Here is a 19,836-nt window from a genome sequence, read left to right on the forward strand (position 1 = left end):
CTGAGCCATGATCAAACTCTTCAATTAAATATATCGAAATATGAATCGTCGTTGTGACACTCTTAACGAGTGCCCACACAGATTGTCTTGTCTAAATTTTTAAAGAACATTCACTTGAAGCCGTTGCTTCTTAGTGACTCACCCTGTTCGAGTGAGGTGCGCATTATACGCTGGAAGTTTTCGTTGTCAACACTTTTTGAAAATTTATTTTCTGAAGCGCTTCTTCTAAACTCCCGTCTTTACTGGCCTATAAAGGTAGTAGAGACTTACTTCAGGAGGCTTGCTGTTTTGCTTTTCCCCCGAAGCGGATGCGCATTTTAGGGAAATGAGCGCTCACGTCAACAAGTATTTTAAAAAAATCCTTATTTTTCGATCGTTTGCATAAACAATGCGCAATACGTTCATAAAAACCACTAATTCACCGCGCTTTTCACGATCTATAAGGTTAGTTAATTGGTAAGTCACGCTGTGTCCTATAAATTAATAGAACAGTATTTGAACGTGTACGTGGATTATTGAGGGGTTTGCATGAAGGTTTCTGAATTTAAAACCGCTGGAAAACTCATAACGGGTCTTGGCGCTATTAAAGCCCTCACGGATGAAATGGCGAGATTATCTATAAAGGACAGTGCCATCGTTACTGACAAAGGCGTCTCTTCATCTGGTCTTCTTGATCAACTACTCACACTATTACCCTCTTCACCCTTACTTGTTATTGATGACATTCCACCAGAGCCTGAAGTGAATATCATAGAAGATAAGTTAGCGATACTTCGTGAGAAGCAAGTAGACGGAATTATTGCTCTCGGTGGAGGTAGCGCTATTGATAGTGCAAAAGTACTTGCAGCTACATACGATCATACTGGCTCCCTCAGTGAGCTCTTCGGAGAAAATACGCTTTCAAAACGGCGTTTGCCTCTTATTGTTATCCCCACTACTGCCGGTACAGGTTCAGAAGTTACCAATATTGCTATCTTGTCAGATCCGATAGAACAGATGAAAAAAGGAATTGTTAGCCACTGCTTGCTACCCGATGTTGCGATCGTTGCACCTGAAATGACAAAAACCTGCCCCCCGTCCATTACAGCAGCGAGCGGTATAGACGCATTCGTTCACGCGCTTGAAGCTTATATAAGTGTAAATGCCAGCCCAATTACCGACGCATTAGCAGAGAAAGCACTGAAGCTTATCTTTAATTCATTACTTCACGCTTATAATAACGGTGAGAACTTATCAGCACGTGAAGATATGGCCACCGGCAGTTTAATGGCCGGTCTTGCGTTTGGAAACGCGGGCGTGGGGGCAGTACATGCCTTAGCTTATCCACTAGGTGGACGGTTTCATCTGTCACATGGCATGAGTAACGCGGTAATGCTACCTCATGTATTGAAAGTAAATGCGCCGTTCTGCCAAGACAAACTTTATTGTGTGGCTAAGCTTTTAAAGGTATGTGAGCGCCACCACTCAAAAGAGGAAGCAATTAAACTGTTATTAGTTGCTATAGAAAAACTGTGTCGCGACGTAGGCATTCCCGCTTCACTCACCCACTTTAATATTCCACCTTCTTGTGTAGGGGAGTTAGCAGAAGAGGCGAGTAAAGTAACTCGCCTTCTTCGCAATAATCCCAAGCAATTGAGTATTGAAGAGATTGAAGATATCTATCGGCTAGCTTTTTAAAGTGGTCTTACCCACATATTCTTAAAGCTTACTAAGTTGCCGTGATCTTGCAATTGAAGCGGTGCGCATCCGTGAGCTTTGTACTTAGGTGCACCGATCCATTCTGTTGTCCCTTGAATTTCAGTATGATTCTGAACCACTACGCCGTTATGTATTACCGTAACATAACCTTTCGTTGCTAGCGCTTCACCGTTAAAGGTAGGCGCTTTATATATGATGTCGTAAGTTTGCCATTCGCCAGGCGCCTTCATAGCGTTAACTAAAGGAATAGTTTGCTTATATACGCTTGCCGCTTGTCCATTGGGATAGGTCTTATTCTGATATGAGTCCAAGACCTGAATTTCATATCGCTGCTGAAGGAAGATACCACTGTTATTGCGCTGTTGTCCTTCCATACCTGCTTCTGGCTGTGGCGCTTTCCACTCTACGTGCAACTGAACATCACAGAACTCTGCTTTCGTTTTGATATCGCCTGTTCCCGGCTTCACTGTTAGAACACCGTTTTCCAGCGTCCACTTAGCATCACCTTCCTTTACTGAAGTCCAGTTAGATAGGTCATCACCAATTAAAGAGATGGCATCAGAGGGCACGCCTGCCTTATCAAAAGAAACCACTTCAGGAACAGGTTCCCAAACTTCCGTTTTAGCGGCCTGTTGTTCTCGGGTTAAACGCGATTCGCTTTTTTCAGTATCTGCATCTGTCGTTGCGCATGCAGAAAGTGGCATAAGCAAAGCCACAGTTGAAGCGACGAGTGTTTTATTCATAGTGTCTGTACCTTGTTTTATCCGTTATATAACTGTGTTGTGTTTGGCAGCTCGATAGCGCAGGCTTAGGTAGCCCACGCTTTGTCGCCCTTTTTATAAGGGAATGCACCGTCGTAACGTCCAGGAATAGCCACATATCGAAGTACTTTAGTCGCGCCAACTTGAGACGTGAAAAAGCAATAAAGTGTTAGCTGTTTTAATAACGTAAAGTAGTGAGGGGTTGGCTCATCGGTGCCTGGCTCCCACTGACTTGGCTTTCCTGTTTCAACACCTTGATAAACACCGTTAGCAAGATTCGCCGCTTTCGCTTCTACATCCAGGTCGTTAAATAAAGCCTCTCGTTCTTGCTTGGTAAGCTGAACAAATTGCTTGTTGAAACGACTTTGACTTAACGAAGATATTTTCTTAATGCCATCAAGAAAGGTTTTCTGAAGCAAAGGTGTGTAGCAATCGGTTATCAACACAGCCATTGTCGCGCCAACGTTGGCCGCTTTTGCTCCAGGCGTGTCAGTTTGAGGAATGATCACCTCACCCATTTCATTTAGCAAGGCCACATCTTTTTCATTAAATAATGTGTCGCTAAGCGGTACAGCGGGCACATCTGTATAGGCAAGTACATTACCTGCGAACAATGCTGTGCCTGTAGCAGTTGCGATGAGTTTAAGTAGTTCTCTGCGTTCCATTATAGATTTCCTCGCTTTAACTCTTCTACGGCAAAGTCTGCGGCTCTTGCCGTTAATGCCATATAGGTCAGTGAAGGGTTAACACAGCTGGCCGATGTCATTGCCGCACCATCGGTCACGAATACGTTTGGTGCATCCCATACTTGGTTATGCGCGTTAAGCACAGAGCTTTTAGGATCTCTTCCCATACGCGCCGTACCCATTTCATGAATGCCCATACCAGGTGCGTAGTCTGCATCCCAGCCCTGAACATTTTTAAGGCCAGCCGCTTCAAACATCTCAATAGCGTCTTGCTGCATGTCCTTACGCATCTTAAGCTCGTTTTCTTTAATCTCTACATCCATTGCGAGTACTGGTAAGCCCCATTTGTCGGTGACTTTTTTATTCAAGTACACTTTGTTTTCGTGATACGGAAGAATTTCACCGAAGGCTGTCATGCCTATTGTCCAAGGACCTGGCTCGGTTATCGCATCTTTAAGCCCAGCACCTATACCAAGTTCCGCTATGTCTTTGCTCCAACCTGAACGGCTTGCACCGCCTTGATAACCAAATCCACGCAAGTAATCTCGCTTATCACTTCCCCAGTTTCTAAACCTTGGCACATAGAAGCCACTCGGTCTGCGACCGTAGGTATATTTGTCGTCAAAGCCTTCTACGTCTGCCGAAGCACCTACTCTAAAGTGGTGATCCATAACGTTGTGACCCAACTCGCCGCTGCTGCTTCCTAAACCACCGTCCCATACGTCTGTGGCAGAATTCATCAGTACCCACGCCGAGTTAAGTGCTGACGCATTTACAAAGATGATCTTGCTTTTAAATACATAGGTCTCGTTGGTTTCAGCATCGATAATTTCAACGCCAGTCGCGCGTTTCTTGTCTTTGTCGAACAAGATCTCTTTTACTATCGAAAAAGGTCGAAGGGTTAAGTTACCTGTTTTAACCGCAGCTGGAAGCGTAGATGCCTGTGTACTGAAGTAGCCACCGAAAGGACAACCCAACCAGCACTTATTGCGGTATTGGCAATGAACACGCCCTTCTTCGGGCTTGCTTTGTGTCATGTTTGAAGTGCGGCCATGCACCATGTGCCGCGCGCCTTCATAGGCCTTTTTCACCCGCGCCGCGACACTTTCCTCTACAATGTTCATTGGCATTGGTGGCTGGTATATACCATCAGGCAATACATCTAAGCCATCGCGATTACCACTGATACCCGCGAATTTTTCTACGTAGTCATACCATGGCGCCAAATCGTCGTAGCGAATAGGCCAGTCGACTGCAATGCCTTCTTTAGCATTGGCTTCGAAATCTTCTTTGTTCAAACGGTAGCTTTGGCGTCCCCACAACAGTGAGCGTCCACCTACGTGGTAACCTCTGTACCAGTCGAAGCGCTTGTCTTCGGTATAAGGGTTTTCTTTTTCATTTGCCCACATACCGTACGTTTTTTCATTTAGCGGGTAGTCGCGCTTAAGCACGGGATAATCCACTTTCATTGCTTGAGTAGGCAAATCTCGGTGAGGGAAATCCCAATCTTCTTTGTGCGCATTTTTATAATCTTTAATGTGCTCGATATTTTGGCCACGTTCTAACATGAGCACTTTTAGGCCCTTCTCAGTTAGCTCCTTAGCAGCCCAACCGCCACTGATACCAGATCCAATAACTATTGCATCATATTCGTTACTCGCCATAACACGTCCTTAAAACTTAATTCGTCGCTGTGCCTGTTCGCACGTTACACATCACAGATATGGATCGCTTGTTGTAGCGACGCTATTCTGTTGGCTTTGGTTTTCGGTGTGGGTATAAACTCTTGTGCTAAGTAGCCTTTAAATCCGGTCTCGACAATGGCTTTAGCAATTGCTTCGTAATTGAGTTCTTGTGAAGCATCTATTTCGTGACGCCCAGGTACGCCGGCCGTATGGTAATGGCCAAAGTACTGATAGTTATCTCGAATAGTTCGGATGATATCTCCCTCATTAATTTGCATATGGTAGATATCGTAAAGCAGTGAGAAGTGCTTAGAACCTAGGCGTTTGCAAAGTTCTATCGCCCATGCAGAATTGTCGGCCATGTAATCAGGGTGGTCGACTTTGCTGTTAAACAGCTCCATGAAAATCACTACGTTGCGTTTTTCAGCATGAGGTAAAATGCGTTTTAACCCTTTAACCGCATTTTCCAGTCCGTCTTCTCGTGACATGCCTCGGGCATTGCCGCTAAAGCAGATAAGGTTTGTATAACCTGCATCAGCGACCAAATCGATGTGCTTTATATAACGCGCTTCTAGTTCGTCGTGGAGCTCACTGTGAATGAAGCCGTCTTCAAGACTTATCTCGGCGCCGTTACACATAGAAGAGTCGATGCCGTACTGCTTTAGCACAGGCCAATCTTCAGGACCTACCAAGTCAATGGCTCCAAATCCTAATTGCTTAACGGTTTGGCACAACTCTTCAATGCTTAAATCGCCGTAGGTCCATCGGCTTACCGAATGATTTACATTTCCTTTAAGCGGCGTATTCATGGTGTTGCTACCTTTCGTGCCGTTTGTACTCGCTATAGCAGGCATCGCAGTGGCTAAACCAGCTGCTGCTAACCCTGTTCCGGCAATGCCTGCCCCTGTCATAGCCATACTTTGAAGTAATTTTCTGCGGGTAATGTTATGCATCTGCGTTCACCTTTTCCTTTCTGAACAGAATGGCGAATAGCACTAACACAACCGCGGCAAACCCTGCTGGGAATAACCAGACCTGCTGCCAACTATGCGCACCGGTTTCCATCGTGTAGGTGTCGGTAATTGCGCCTGCTACTGCAAAGCCCACCAGCATACCTACCCCATATGTCGCTAAGGTAATTAGCCCCTGCGCTGCACTTTTTACGTTTTCTCCCGCCTTTGCATTGGTATAGATTTGCCCTGATACAAAGAAGAAGTCGTAACAAATACCGTGTAGTGCAATACCAACAATAAGCATGAACAAGCCTTCGTCAGCGTTCCCGAATGCGAACAGTGCATAACGAACAACCCACGCCGCCATACCTATCACCAACGTGGCTTTAATACCGAAACGGTTCAAAAATACTGGCAGAGCCAACATGAACAACACTTCGGAAACTTGACCTAGTGTCATTTTGCCCGTTGCATTTTCAACGCCTATTTCAGTAAGGAAAGGGTTTGCATTCTGATAGTAAAACGCCAGCGGAATACAAATAAGTACAGATGAAAGAAAGAATACAAAGAAGTTTTTGTCTTTTAACAGTGCCAACGCGTCCAAGCCAAGAATGTCGCGAATAGTTACCGCTTTACCGCTAGATTGAGGTGGCGTGTTTGGCAGTGTAAAACTGAATACGCCCAACATTAGCGAGGCAACGCTGCACAATAAGAACGTGTTTTTGAGCATACCATCGGCAATAGACTGTGCAGAATCCCATGAGAAGACATAGCTAATCATAAGGCCTGCCACAATCCAGCCGATAGTGCCCCACACACGAACTTTTCCGAACTCTTTTGACGGGTCGACCATTTGTCCGAATGACACTGAGTTAACCAAAGCAAGCGTAGGCATGTATGCAATCATGTATGCCAACACATAAGGGTAAAAGCTGGCGAAATCATTCGCTTGGTACATACAGTACATAAGCACGGCGCCAACAATGTGTAGTAAGCCGAGGATCTTTTCTGCATTAAAGAATCGGTCAGCAATAAGGCCCACAATAAAGGGGGCAATGATGGCGCCCCAACTCTGGGTTGAGAAAGCCATACCGATTTGCCCACCATTGGCAGACAGGGTATTCGATAGATACGTGCCTAATGTTACAAACCAGCCTCCCCAAATGAAGAACTGAAGGAACATCATCAAACTAAGGCGTAGGGTTATCATAGTTATTGTTATCCTATTGATGGCGCTTAGCGCTCAAGGCCTAAAATACGATTATTCTTCGCTTCGCTAACGTCTCCACCAGCAAAGTCGTCAAACGCATATTTGCTTGGCTCAATAATGTGTGAAGCGATAAACGGTGCGCCTTCTGCCGCGCCTTGCGCACTGTCTTTTAAGCAGCATTCCCACTCTAGTACCGCCCAACCTGTGAAGCCATACTGGGTAAGCTTGCTGAAAATACCTTTGAAGTCGACCTGGCCGTCGCCAAGGGAACGAAAACGTCCCGCGCGGTCTTGCCAGTCTTGATAGCCGCCGTAAACACCGTTTCTACCGTTCGGATTGAACTCGGCATCTTTGACGTGAAACATTTTGATCCGGCTGTGGTAGCGGTCAATAAAGTCAAGGTAGTCAAGCTGCTGTAAAACAAAGTGACTTGGATCGAAAAGAATATTTGCTCGTGGGTGGTTATCTACAGCTTTTAAAAACTGTTCGAACGAAGCGCCATCGTGCAGGTCTTCCCCAGGGTGAATTTCGTAGCATACGTCAACACCCGCATCGTCGAATGCATCGAGAATGGGTTTCCAACGCTTGGCTAATTCAGCAAAGCCTTGCTCGACCAAGCCAGCAGGACGCTGAGGCCACGGGTAAACCAAGTGCCACATTAATGCACCAGAAAAGGTAGCGTGAGCTTTCAATCCCAAACGTTTACTGGCAATAGCCGCACATTTGAGCTGATTAATTGCCCATTCGGTTCGCTCTTGTGGCTTGCCGTGTAAGTGTGCCGGCGCAAAGTTATCAAATAACTCGTCGTAAGCGGGGTGAACCGCCACTAGTTGACCTTGTAAGTGCGTCGAAAGCTCAGTGATTTCTACGCCTGCGTCTTTACAAATTTTAGCGATGTTGTCGCAGTACTCTTGGCTCTCGGCTGCTTTTTCTAAATCAAACAGACTAGGGTCAGTAGGTACCTGTATTCCCTTGTAACCAAGCGACGTTGCCCACTTCGCCATATTTTCGAGCGTATCGAACGGCGCTTCTTTTCCCATGAACTGAGCAAGGAAGATAGCCGGCCCTTTTATAGGTTGTTGATTAGTAGCCATAAGCGCTCACCTTTTTCATTGTATGTTTTAATTGCATTACTGCGTTCCTTCCTGACTGACCGACTCCCATTTAGTGTCGCTGTCAGTACTGGCAAGCATGGCATCTATAAATACCATTCCGCGTATGCCTGAATTTATTCCTGGAACGCCGTCAGCTTTGCCTTTTTGATTCGCGCGTACCGCTTTTGCAAAATCGGTATACAAGTTTGCCATTGCTTCTAAGTAGCCCTCTGGGTGGCCAGCTGGAACACGACAACGTGCAGATGCAGCATCACATAACCCAACTTGACCTTGGCCGGCTCTAAACACTTGATAAGGGGCATCAACAGGGCGATAGATAACGGAGTTTGGCTCCATTTGACGCCACTCTAAACCGCCCTTGTCACCGTAGACGCGGATCTTCAATGCGTTTTCTTCACCGGCACAAACCTGTGAAGCAATCAGCACACCCGATGCGCCCTTTTTAGTTTTAATAAGCGCGGCGCCGTCGTCATCTAATCGGCGTCCTTCAACATGCGTATTTAACTCGCCACAAAGCGAGGTAACACTGTCGTTTAATACAAACTCAACAAGTCCAAACGCATGAGTGCCGATGTCGCCCATTGCGCCCGTTGCGCCAGAAATTGCTGGATCGGTACGCCACTGCGCTTGCTTATTGTGCGTTTCTTCTTCGCCAGACAACCAGCCTTGCGGATACTCAACATACACTTTTCGAATTTTGCCCAGCTTACCGCTTTCAACGAGATGACGTGCTTGCCAAACCATAGGATAACCAAGGTAGGTATGAGCCAAGCCGTATAGCGATTCACTGGCGTGAATAACATCTTGAAGCTCTTTTACTTCTGCAAAGCTAACGCCTGCTGGTTTTTCACAGAAGACATGAAAGCCCGCCTTAATTGCGGCAAGTGAAATAGGTACGTGAAGATGATTAGGCGTTACGATAACCACAACCTGCATGCGCTGCTGCTCAGGTAATTTGGCTTCTTCTTCTAACATTGACTGCCAGCTATCGTATGTACGCGATATTGATACGTTCAATGCAGAAGCAGTACGCGTATTATTTTCTTCGTTGCGGCTAAATGCGCCACACACCAACTGGTAGTTCCCATCTAACCCTGCGGCATGACGATGCACGGCACCGATAAACGCGCCTTCCCCGCCTCCGATCATTCCCATTCGAATTGGTTGCATTGAAATTCCTCTGTGTGCAAACGCACTATTGGTGTTACTAATGCCACAAAATGTAACCCGTTACATTTTAATGGTCAATACAAAAAACAGCATTTTGTTAATCTAAAGTTTACAAATAGCGCGGTAATACCGGGGCTTTACTACCTTTAACCGCCTATTCCTGCACCAAATTTGAACATAACACTAGCTCAAATTTACATAAATCCTACAAATAACCTTTGACGTTTTAATGAAAGTGCGTATTCTTTTGCTTAAAATGAAAACGGTTACATATTAATTTCACGTAAATTTTGAATTCGCTACCATCGTATAGACCACACCTCTACTGGGTTAGGTTTACAATGCGCGAGTGAATTAACAAACAACAATAACGTAAATGGCAAATATTAGAGATGTAGCAGATAGTGCCGGCGTGTCGGTCGCTACCGTATCAAGAACATTGCAACAACCTGAGCGTGTTTCTCCTAAAACGCGCAATAAGGTGATGGCCGCTGTTCAGGCAGTTGGATATAAACCTAACTTAATGGCAGTTAAGTTTCGTTCGGGAAAAACGCACAATTTAGTGGTACTGGTGCCTACGGTAGCGAACGTATTTTTTGCCCGTGTTATTAGCGGCATGCAGGAAGCGGCAGCCGAACTGGGCTATTCCATTTTACTTGCCAATACGCTTGGTAATAGTGAAATAGAAAGCCATTACGCCAAGATGGTAAGTACTTCTCAGGCTGATGGGCTTATACAGTTACGTGCGCACAACCCATTTGATGCCACGATGATCAACGACAATGGCCTACTTCCCATGGTGAATGCCTGTGAGGTGATTGACGATGGCCAATATCCTGTTGTGTCGTTAGACAACCGTGCTGCAGCCAAAGCAATGACCGAGCACTTAATTTCATTAGGCCATACCCGTATAGCCATGATCAAAGGACCTAATTCAAGCCCGCTTACCCAAGAACGCTTGGTTGGATATAAAGACGCATTAGCGCAAGCCAATATTGCCTTTGATGAGAGCTTGTTGTTCCCGGGGGATTTTACATTACAGGCCGGATACAACGCAGGGGAAACCATTAGTCACCTTGAAAGTAGACCCACCGCCGTATTTTGTGAGAACGACGAAACGGCTATTGGTGCCATGCAAGCCTTCAAGCAAGCCAACCTACATGTTCCTAATGACATATCGGTGGCAGGTTTCGATGACATTGCGTTTTCAGCATTTGTGGATCCACCGCTAACCACTATTGCCCAACCTGCAGAAGAATTTGGTAGAACGGCGGTTACGCTACTGGTGGACCTTCTTAACGGAAAAATTCGCAAGGCCCCCAAAGTTATTATGCCGTTTGAACTTATTGTGCGTGAGAGCACGGGCAAAGCTTTGGGTTAATTGATGATAGCGATGCGTCATCACCTATGTACCACTACAGAAAAGGAGCAAGCAGTGAATTTAAGTAAAACAAACTTAAGTAAGACAGCAATTTTAGACGCGGCCAGTAATATTGGCTCTGGCGTTTCAAGACGACAGTTCATTAAATATTCATCTGGTTTACTGGCGGCTATGAGCGCTCCTGCTGTTTTGGCGCACGGGCATGGTAGTGATAAAGGAGCCATGATGAAGGGCATGCACAAAAGTGCTGTTGGTCTGCAGCTTTACACGCTTAGAGATATTATGAAAGTAAGTGTGCCGGCTACACTTAAACTGGTTGCAGATGTTGGTTATTCAGAAATGGAATTTGCAGGCTACTTTGACCATAGCGCAAAGGAAATTAAGCAACTGCTTGATGACAATGGCCTTACTGCGCCTTCGGCTCATATTCAGTTAGACGCGTTCGATACTAACCTGTCACAAATTTTAGATGACGCACAAACCGTTGGTCACAAGTACTTGGTAGTTCCATGGCTTAGCGAAGCGCAGCGCGGTACAGGCATTGCGCCTTACCAAGCCCTTGCCGATAAGCTAAATACCATTGGTGAAGCGTGTAAGAAGGAAGGTATTACTCTTGCCTACCACAACCACGATTTTGAATTTGAAGTACGCGACGGTAAGACACCATTAGACGTGCTTATAACTCAGACCGACCCAGACCTTGTTGCCATGGAACTGGATTTATACTGGACGGTAAAAGCAGGTAAAAATCCCATTGATTACTTTAAGCAGTACCCAGGCCGCTTTAAACTTTGGCATGTAAAAGATTTGGCTGAAGACGGCAGTTTTGCTGATGTGGGCACAGGCACCATTAACTTTAAAGAGATATTCGCGCACGGCAAATTAGCCGGTATTGAACATAAATTTGTAGAGCGCGATCAGACCACCGACCGCATTGCCACTATTGAGCAAGGCTTTAAAGCAGTAAGCGCACTTAATAAAGGCGTTAGCTAACGCTTTTGACCTTACCGTGGTTATAATGGGCACACAGTAAAAACGTCATAATAGTAGTAATTTTATGAGTGAACTTTTCAGTGCCCTTTCTCGCGCCCTAAGCCCCTATTACACCGAAATTAGCATTATGCTTATGGCCACTATTCTAGTGGTGTACGGCGACCTGATTAACGGCCATGTAAAACGCATACTGGCACCTTACCATTTCACCATTCGCGTTAGTTTGTTTGTTGTGCTGTGTGCCTTTGGTTATGGCGCACTAACTTTGTACGGCGCACCTTTTTTAAAACACACCCTAGCCTACCTGCCCTGGCAGTACCAAGGCGCAGGCTATGTGGCATCGTTTCTATTGATTGGTTTATTGGCGGAAAGGCGTAGGTATATTTAGTTCTTTTAGATACTACCTTTACGCTACTGTTTTATTGTATTGCTCCACAAACTTTTTGGGTGGTAAGCTCATAACCTTTTTAAAGGACGTCGAAAAATAAGCTGCGGTGCCGAAGCCAACGTCTAGGCAGGTATCTAGAATGCTATTTCCCTCTAACAGTAACGGAATAGACTTTTCGATTCTGAAGCGTGAAAGAAACTCGCTGAAGTTGTATTCAAACAACTCTGACATTCTTCGGTTCAAACTTCTAGGACTTATCAATAACTGCGAGGCAGCTTGGTCTCTATTGAATGATTCATTGTGATAGTTCTTTTCCAATACTGCGATAAAGTTCAAAAAGAACGCCATATCCTTTTCGTTATCAAACTCGGGGATTTTCAAGCATCCAAATTTAAATGCAGGCTCTTCGCTTTCCTCTTCCTCGCGCTCTTTTGCCTCTCTGACCGACAATAAATGCTCAACCCTAAGAGTAATTTCCTCTTTTGATGCAGGTTTTGCCAAGAAGTAGTCCACTTTTTCTTCTAGCGCTGATTTTTCTAATTCAGTTCCGGTTTCCGCAGTTAACATCAATATGGGAATACTGGCATAGCTGACATTACCGCGAATTTCTCTTATTAAACTCAGCCCGTCCATTTCGTGCATCATTTGATCTGTGATAACTAGATCGACAAGGTAATGCTGCATAACGTCTAACGCCTGCACACCATTTCGCGCAACTAAACAGCGATATTTGCTAGAAAACAAATCAAATAGATAAGAGCGGAACTCTCTGCTGTCATCAACTATTAATAGTGATTTCTTGTTCGATTTGGCATTTGCGGGTGACAATTTTTCAGCATGCGAATTTACATACTCAATATCATCAATGGGTAACGTTACGGTAACTTTAGTTCCAATGCCTTTTTGACTCTCTAACGCAATGTCGCCCTGGTTCAGTTCAACTAAGGTTTTCACCATTGCTAAGCCAACACCATGACCTTCATGCTCACTGCTCCCTTTAGTGAATCGCTCGAATACTTTTTTGTGAAAGTGCTCATCAATTCCTTCTCCGTCATCACTAACGATAACTTTAAGTACTTTACTATCTTGTATAGCGGCTACTTTTATTGTGCCAAGTTCTGGTGTGAACTTAATTGCATTTTGAATTAGGTTTGCCAGGATTTTCTCTAAGCTGTCGTTAATGAGCGAAATTTCTTTTTTCCCTTTAATACGTAACTCTAAATTCTGCCGCTTCTGCTTGGCTAATGGCTCTAGCGATAGGACGATAAACTTTATGTTGTCTGGCGAGTAGGACCTGTAGTAGTCAGCAGCAGCCAAGGCTTTAGGGACATCTTGACTCATTTGATTAATCAACTGTTCGACCCTTTTCATATTGTCCTGAACACATATCAGTTCTTTGCTCGCTGCATGAGCTGTTTTGGATATGCCTTCTAACGATCCATTGATGAGCTGAATTGGGGTGCGAAGTTCTTGGGTGATTTCGTTGATGAAACGCTCTTTGCTGCGAAGCATCTTTTCAAATTTAGAGTGCCCGTCGGTTATTTCGTAGCGGGTAAGATGGTTGTAGAGTTTAGTAGTTTTAAAGTAGCCCCATACCTTGCTCAGATAATTGAGCTTGTATGCGATAATGAGACTTAAAGTAATAGTGAGATAAATCCAAAAAGCAAACCTTTGAAAGTATATCGGTGGCTTTACTTCAAACGCTAATGTAGATATAGGGTTTCCAACTCCCATCACCCTCGCTTGAAACTCATAGCTTCCAGACCTAAGATCCGACAATGTGAGAAAGGCTTGTGATTGAGGATGCACGCTCCACTCATCGTCTATTCCTAGAATTCTGTACTCTAGTTTTTGAGTTTCATTCTCTGAAAAACTGTTAGTTCTAAAGTCCACTGCAAATGCATCAAAATCACTTTCTAGCATTATTGGGTTAGAGAGACCCCCAGTTGTTTGAAGCATCTTATGAGATTTCGAATCTTTAGCAGCCCAGTCGATACGGGTAAAAACAACTCTACTCTTAATATTTTCTTTGGCCTTCATAGCCAGAATGGCTTTCTTCTCAGAGATTACATATGAGTACTTGTCACCGAGGACAATTATGCGATCTCCCAGTTCTTGTATTCCACGGTATTCAAAGTCAGTATCAAATATTCCATCATTTTCATTAAAAGAAATTAAGTTACCGTCTGACGTTACAACAAAGAGCCCCATGTTTGATAAGAACCATAAGTTATCATTTGTGCTTAACAGAGCTCCCCTAATAAATCTTGCACCTGTATCTGCGAGTAGACTAGATGAAGCTATCTCTCCTGTACGCTTGTTGATAGATTTTATTCCCTGCCCTGAAGTACAGAGTAAGAAAGTGTTCTCCAGTTCAATTAAGCAAGTCAGTCCAACCCAATTGCCTTCATCAGGAGAAATTGACTTCCAGTTAAATTTGGACATTTGGATATGAAAATAATTATTAGTATCGAATCCTGCGATTTCACCAGAGGCAGTCAAAACCGAAGTGATCATGTTTTGAGGGGCAGGTATTTTATCGACTATCACACCTCTATCAATAATGTTATAAAACGCATTCTCACCAGAGTCATGGTATACATAAGAATGGGAAACAGAGTTACTAGTGATGTGTGAATACTCAGAACTGCAGAAGTCGTAGCCAGAAACTGTATTTGTAAATTCCGCACTAATTTCGTTCAACAATTCATCTATACAACTATTATTCTCCCAAAAACTAAATGGCTTTACCTCCCCTGTTTTCAAATCAATGAGAAAGTCTTGGTCTTTTGTGCCTACGGCATACCCAAAATCATTGCTGGTGCCAAATGATTTAATGTTCTTTCTAAAGACTTGGCCATTTTGATGGACAAGATTTATAGCTTCATGTGAGTGAGAAATAGAAACAAGCCCTAGCTGAGAAGACGCTATTAATAATTCTCCCGACGGTAATTCTGCAATTTTTACAATGCTTTTTATTCCATCAGAAGTTATCAAAGGTGACATAAAGTCAGGTTTGATTATTCGTCCTTCTTTGATTTCGAATAGGCCTCCTGCTGCGACATATAACCTACCTAATTCTGAAACATAAACATCTGAAATAGAGCTGGATGAACTTGGAATTTTGAACGGATAAAATCGCTTTTCGTTAGTTGACATGTCCCAAGCATAAACTCCTTCTTTTCCACCAATATGAACTATAGAGTCATACGCTGAGACTGCGTCAACTGAAGAGAGAGCGGTCAAGGAATTGTCAACCGCTATCAACTCACTGACCTTCCTGTCAGGATCAACTATCACTAATCCGTCTTTAGACGCTAAGAAGACCAGACCGCTCTTTGATACCGAAAGCGATAAGACTCTTTCTACGTTTCCGACACCAACATTTGATGCCCAACTTTGTAGCTCACCCGTCGCAATGTCTACAACGATAATGCCGCTTATCAAAGAGACAACAACATAGTGTTCCAAGACTCCTATCTTCCATGCATATTTGGGCCACTTGCTTTCGTGATGAAAACTTTCTGCTAGGCCAGTACCCACATTAAACTTGTAAACCCCTACTCCAAATTCAACTATCCATAGTGTTTCTTTCCCATCAAAATAAAGATCAGAAACCGTACCACGGGTGCTGAGAGTCGAACCATAAATTACCCTCTCTGACTGTCCTCCCAAGTACTTAAACACACCATTTTCAGATGCAATATAAACAGCATCACCAACTACTTCGATGTCTCTTATGATACCTGCGGGAATACCTGCGAACTTAGTTTTACCATTTAATGTAACGCCGAGAGCTCTAGCATCATTTGAAATAATGAGACAGAAAAACATCAATATTGCGCCAAACACGAAAAAGTGCTTAATGAATCTCTTTTCTGTCTTCAATCGCAAATCCATATGTCAGTAGCCTTGTTAACCTTTCTGCGCTTTTTAGCTATTTGAAATTAATTGAAAAGGAATTAACTATGAGTATCGAACAAAATATGAACATGCAAGAGCTAGGAGAAGAAGAGTATACTAAAGTATATGCGGGCATCGGAAACCCATGCTTTGTAGAAGAAGAATTGATGACGATCTTACCCGAAGTACCGACTCCACCTTCAGGGCATAAAATTGATCTCTAAACCAACAACCACTTCATCCCAGCATTCTCGGCGGCTTGCTGATCATAAATAAAGTCGCCAACGTACAGGCAGTCTTCCGGCTGAAGCTGCCATGTGTTCGCCACCATCAGTAATGCGGTTGGATCGGGCTTGGCTGGGGCATCTTCGCGGGTTAGCACGTAATCGATGGGAATGCTGTTATTTGCTACCTTAATTGCGGTGGCTTGTCGGCAGTTGCGGGTAACTATTGCCATGGGAAGCTTGTGTGCCTGCACCTTTTCCACCATGGCTTTGCCAATGGGTAACCACTTGGCATTTTGCGCATCGTCAAGTTCGTGCTGCAATATAGCGCGGTGAGCATTCGCTTTGGTTTCGGCGCAGCTAAGGGCATCTACAAAGGTAAGAATATCTTCGTTTTGTGGGCAGCCTACGTCGGCGCGCATTTGCGTGAAGTTAAGGCTAGACTCTACCAAGGTGCCGTCTAAATCGAATATTACACCTTTAATGCCGGTTAAGTTCATCTGCTCTACGCTCACGCTTTTCTCGTCCTTTTACTTCACTGTTATTCTTAAAGTTCGGTTAACGCCCACTTAATTGAGAACAGCGCCTAACTTACTCACGAATTTTACCGCCAACATAATGCCACGAATGCCTTTAGCCTTCTGTTACGTTTGCTTAAGGCTTCAATATATTTAGTTAAAAACTACTGATGTGATTTAAGTTTACCCCGCCCACACCTTGCATTAGCATAGCCGCTCTTTTTGGCAAGCTACTTATTTGCCCCAGCGCTTTTGGGCAAAGTTATAACAGGTAATGTATGGGTGTTTTTGCTGCGCTAGGTACAGCGCTTTGTTGGGCAATTGCTGCGCGTTTATTCCGTGGAACGGGTAACGCATTTTCGCCACTCACCATGAACTTTTGGAAGGGGCTTATTTCTATTGCCATTTTGGCAGTGGTTTTAGTGGTAGTTCAGCCTACGGGGTTTAGCACTCATGCAGTTTTGTGGTTATTGCTTAGCGGGCTTATTGGTATAGGCATTGGCGACACTTGCTTTTTTAAAGCCTTACAAAGCATTGGCGATAGCCAAGCGGTGCTGGTCGCCGAAACCCTTGCGCCTTTATTCACTGCCCTTTTTGCTATGGCGTTTATTGGCGAATGGATTACCTGGCAGCAGTGGGTTGGCGTTGCAGTAGTACTGTTTTCGGTAGATATGGTTATAAAGGTACGCAAACGCAGCACTACACACGTGTTTGCAACCAGTGGCTATTTGTATGGTGTGGGCGCGGCGTTATGTCAGGCAGTTGGTGCCGTAGTTAGCCGCGACATTTTAAGTGCCGGTGAAATTGACGCTGCCAGCGCTGCGTTCTTACGATTAGTTGGCGGTATGATCTTTGTGGTGCCATTTATAGCCATAACCAAAACGCGCTACATGCCCGTTATTAACTACCAAAGCAACAGCGGAAAACGTGTATGGCCTGCTTTTGTGTTAGCCACGTTACTTGGCACCACTGCTGCTATTTACCTACAAATGTTTGCGTTTGCTTATGCGAAAGCGGCCGTGGTTCAAACCCTTATTGCTACAAGCGCATTAATGTCGCTTGGGGTTGCATGGGTACTTGGTGAACGGGCGACTAAAGCCACTATTGTATGGTCTGCCGTTGCCTTGGTTGGAGTAGCTATATTGGTTAGTTTTGGTTCGCCTACCCATTAGCAATGTAGGGTAAATACCTAACACATGCTTATATAGCCCAACGTTTTAGAGAATAGTAGACGCATTAAGATACAAAAAATACGTAACTTTTAGGTGCCCCGTGTAGTAGTTCTGGGCTCAAATCGATATTATGAAGAAAAAACAAAAACGTTATTTCTCATGTTTCAAAGGTTATCTTTAACAGTATTCTCTTTTTTGAGCGTTGCGCTAGCTTCTTTTGCCGCGTTGGCAAACGACAACATCGATGCCGTTATCGAAAAGGTACGCACGCCTTCGTATGATTGCCCTAATCAGTCTCTACTTCCAGAACTTGAAAACACACTTGCTCTTGAGTCGCTTACATCACAACAACGTTTTGCCTTAACCGTAGCCAAAGGGCAGTTTCTAATTTGCCGTGGCAAGTACGAAGAAGCTGAAACTATGCTGCTTAAAGCCATTATGCAAAGCAATATTGATCAAAGCTCTTATGCATTTGCATCGGCTATTTATCAAATTGGCTTTTCTTATGACGCCAGAGAAAACCCAGCACGCTGTAAGTACTACCAACAAGCCCAAGAACTATCATCGCCCGAGCGCCACAGCGATATCTTTACCAGCTCTTCTTTAGGCCTTATTAACTACTGTTCAGAAACCACTTCACCTGAAATAAGATTAGGTAAGATGTTTGGTGTGCTTAAGCGTTATTCAGACGACGGCAGCCCCGGTGAGTTAGCGCATATTCACAACGCAATTGGTTTACTATATGGCGATTTAGAGCAACATGCCTTAGCAGCAGAGCAATATCTAAAAGCACATGAAATGGGCTTGCTTGTATATGAAGGCAGTAATAAGGTAAGTATTCTTATCAGCGCCATTGTGTCATTGCTAAGCAGCGGTCAAACTGAGCGCGCCTACCAAAGCATTCTAGAACTAGGTGTACTCAATAGCGAAATAGACACACCGCTAACCAACTTCTTGTATCAGTATGCACTGTCTATTTACTATAGAAAAACACAAAACTACAACCGACTTACCTACACCCTTCCCGATTTAGAAAAAGCGTCTTCGAACATCTCGAGTTCGTTTGGCGAGCTTCTTGTTAACTGGCACAAAGCTGAGATTTGCTTACATGACAACGATCTCACCTGTATTAAGCAGTATATATCAGGTATTGAAGCGTTAAATGATGACGCGATACCGCCGGTCTTTCGTTCAAATTTGGATTACCTTAGCTTCAACGTATCCATGTATATCGCATTGCAGGACTTAGCTAAGGCGAAAGAAGCGCACGAGATTTATTCTAAAGAAGTGACTAAGCGCCGTGAAGTTACTCAAGACTCGGCCTTAATTATTGGTGCTGCTAACTTGTATACCCGCATTTATGATTTGGAATCTGCGATTGAACAAGCGGAACAGCAACGAAAGAACACACTGTATACCGCTATCATTATTTTTCTTCTGGTAAGCGGTATTACTGGCTACGTACTTCGTAGAAAACACCTTGCGCGCAAAGCCATCGATCCCGTTACTCTGCTGCTTAATGCGAATTCGGCGATAGCCCGCATTAACAAGCTTGATGCGCCGAAAAAAGGCCGAGCCATTGCCATTGCGATCTTCGACATTAGCAACCTGCGTGAAATAACGCGGAAAATGGGGTCAACAAAAGGTGATTTAGTATTACGACAAATTGCACAAACTCTTCAAAATGTTACCCGCGGTAACGATATTTTAGGGCGATTTGGTACCGAGCAGTTTATTTTATGTCTGCACAATATTGAAGAACGAAGTGCGCGACAGTTTTTCGACCGCGTACAGAACGCGTTAGACAATACCTTTGAAAACGATGCGACTTCCGACCATATTGTGGTTGAGTCGCAGATGAGCGTATTTATCGCTAACGAGAAAATTACGGGACTAAACGACATACTCGATGATATTGCCATGTCGATTGATATGGGTAACCGCTCAGGCAACAATTAATATCTACACAACCAAAAACG

General features: G+C 44.2%; 16 protein-coding genes. 7 read left to right on the plus strand and 9 right to left on the minus strand.

What is annotated here, in order from left to right; genetic code table 11:
* Window positions 1-528 precede the first annotated feature (528 nt).
* Entirely contained in the window at window positions 529-1,677 is a 1,149-nt protein-coding gene (locus tag BZA03_RS12450; RefSeq protein ID WP_110288955.1) for an iron-containing alcohol dehydrogenase, read from the plus strand.
* Here the strand turns inward: BZA03_RS12450 and BZA03_RS12455 are convergent.
* The 7 genes from BZA03_RS12455 to BZA03_RS12485 form a co-directional block, all read right to left on the minus strand.
* Window positions 1,674-2,441, minus strand: coding sequence for a DUF1080 domain-containing protein (locus tag BZA03_RS12455; RefSeq protein ID WP_075177568.1), 768 nt, complete (start codon window positions 2,439-2,441; stop codon window positions 1,674-1,676). The two genes, BZA03_RS12450 and BZA03_RS12455, sit on opposite strands and share 4 nt — an antisense overlap.
* A gap of 65 nt (window positions 2,442-2,506) precedes the next feature.
* Window positions 2,507-3,124, minus strand: coding sequence for a gluconate 2-dehydrogenase subunit 3 family protein (locus tag BZA03_RS12460; protein WP_039225776.1), 618 nt, complete (start codon window positions 3,122-3,124; stop codon window positions 2,507-2,509).
* Complete coding sequence (locus BZA03_RS12465; RefSeq protein ID WP_101563333.1) at window positions 3,124-4,809, minus strand: GMC oxidoreductase; 1,686 nt, start codon at window positions 4,807-4,809, stop codon at window positions 3,124-3,126. The genes BZA03_RS12460 and BZA03_RS12465 overlap by 1 nt, the downstream gene beginning before the upstream one ends.
* Window positions 4,810-4,853: 44 nt before the next feature.
* Window positions 4,854-5,783 (minus strand): hydroxypyruvate isomerase family protein, encoded by a 930-nt coding sequence (locus BZA03_RS12470; protein ID WP_015066065.1) that lies wholly within the window; start codon window positions 5,781-5,783, stop codon window positions 4,854-4,856.
* Window positions 5,776-6,993, minus strand: coding sequence for a nucleoside permease (locus tag BZA03_RS12475; protein WP_020745223.1), 1,218 nt, complete (start codon window positions 6,991-6,993; stop codon window positions 5,776-5,778). Before BZA03_RS12475 ends, BZA03_RS12470 begins: the two co-directional genes overlap by 8 nt.
* A 26-nt stretch (window positions 6,994-7,019) precedes the next feature.
* A complete protein-coding gene (locus BZA03_RS12480) occupies window positions 7,020-8,087 on the minus strand; it encodes a sugar phosphate isomerase/epimerase (protein WP_110288957.1) in 1,068 nt (355 codons plus the stop codon).
* A gap of 36 nt (window positions 8,088-8,123) precedes the next feature.
* Window positions 8,124-9,278: a Gfo/Idh/MocA family protein gene (locus BZA03_RS12485; protein WP_110288958.1), complete on the minus strand. Its 1,155-nt coding sequence runs from the start codon at window positions 9,276-9,278 to the stop codon at window positions 8,124-8,126.
* 376 nt (window positions 9,279-9,654) lie between these two features.
* On the opposite strand from BZA03_RS12485, the gene BZA03_RS12490 reads away from it, so the two are divergent.
* The 3 genes from BZA03_RS12490 (at window position 9,655) to BZA03_RS12500 (ending at window position 12,040) form a co-directional block, all read left to right on the plus strand.
* Window positions 9,655-10,659 carry a LacI family DNA-binding transcriptional regulator gene (locus BZA03_RS12490; RefSeq protein ID WP_012516940.1) on the plus strand — a complete coding sequence of 335 codons (1,005 nt, stop codon included), beginning with the start codon at window positions 9,655-9,657 and terminating at the stop codon, window positions 10,657-10,659.
* Between the two features lie 54 nt (window positions 10,660-10,713).
* Window positions 10,714-11,652, plus strand: a complete 939-nt coding sequence (locus tag BZA03_RS12495) for a sugar phosphate isomerase/epimerase (RefSeq protein ID WP_075177571.1) — start codon at window positions 10,714-10,716, stop codon at window positions 11,650-11,652.
* A gap of 64 nt (window positions 11,653-11,716) precedes the next feature.
* On the plus strand, window positions 11,717-12,040 hold the full coding sequence (locus BZA03_RS12500; protein ID WP_110288959.1) for a DUF3392 family protein: 324 nt from the start codon (window positions 11,717-11,719) through the stop codon (window positions 12,038-12,040).
* A gap of 18 nt (window positions 12,041-12,058) precedes the next feature.
* Here the strand turns inward: BZA03_RS12500 and BZA03_RS12505 are convergent, their stop codons facing one another.
* Window positions 12,059-15,928, minus strand: coding sequence for an ATP-binding protein (locus BZA03_RS12505; protein WP_258364639.1), 3,870 nt, complete (start codon window positions 15,926-15,928; stop codon window positions 12,059-12,061).
* An 80-nt stretch (window positions 15,929-16,008) separates the two neighbouring features.
* Between BZA03_RS12505 and BZA03_RS20420 the strand changes: the two genes are divergently transcribed.
* Window positions 16,009-16,167, plus strand: coding sequence for a hypothetical protein (locus BZA03_RS20420; protein WP_181417296.1), 159 nt, complete (start codon window positions 16,009-16,011; stop codon window positions 16,165-16,167).
* On the opposite strand, the gene BZA03_RS12510 is transcribed toward BZA03_RS20420, so the two are convergent.
* Window positions 16,164-16,682, minus strand: coding sequence for an HAD family hydrolase (locus BZA03_RS12510; RefSeq protein WP_110288961.1), 519 nt, complete (start codon window positions 16,680-16,682; stop codon window positions 16,164-16,166). The genes BZA03_RS20420 and BZA03_RS12510 overlap by 4 nt on opposite strands.
* Window positions 16,683-16,963: 281 nt before the next feature.
* Here BZA03_RS12510 and BZA03_RS12515 point away from each other — a divergent pair, with 281 nt between their 5' ends.
* Window positions 16,964-17,857, plus strand: a complete 894-nt coding sequence (locus BZA03_RS12515) for a DMT family transporter (protein ID WP_110288962.1) — start codon at window positions 16,964-16,966, stop codon at window positions 17,855-17,857.
* A gap of 159 nt (window positions 17,858-18,016) precedes the next feature.
* Entirely contained in the window at window positions 18,017-19,816 is a 1,800-nt protein-coding gene (locus tag BZA03_RS12520) for a GGDEF domain-containing protein (RefSeq protein WP_110288963.1), read from the plus strand.
* Window positions 19,817-19,836: the final 20 nt, after the last annotated feature.

Origin of the sequence: Alteromonas sp. I10 (assembly GCF_003201515.1) — a bacterium.
GTDB lineage: Bacteria > Pseudomonadota > Gammaproteobacteria > Enterobacterales > Alteromonadaceae > Alteromonas > Alteromonas macleodii.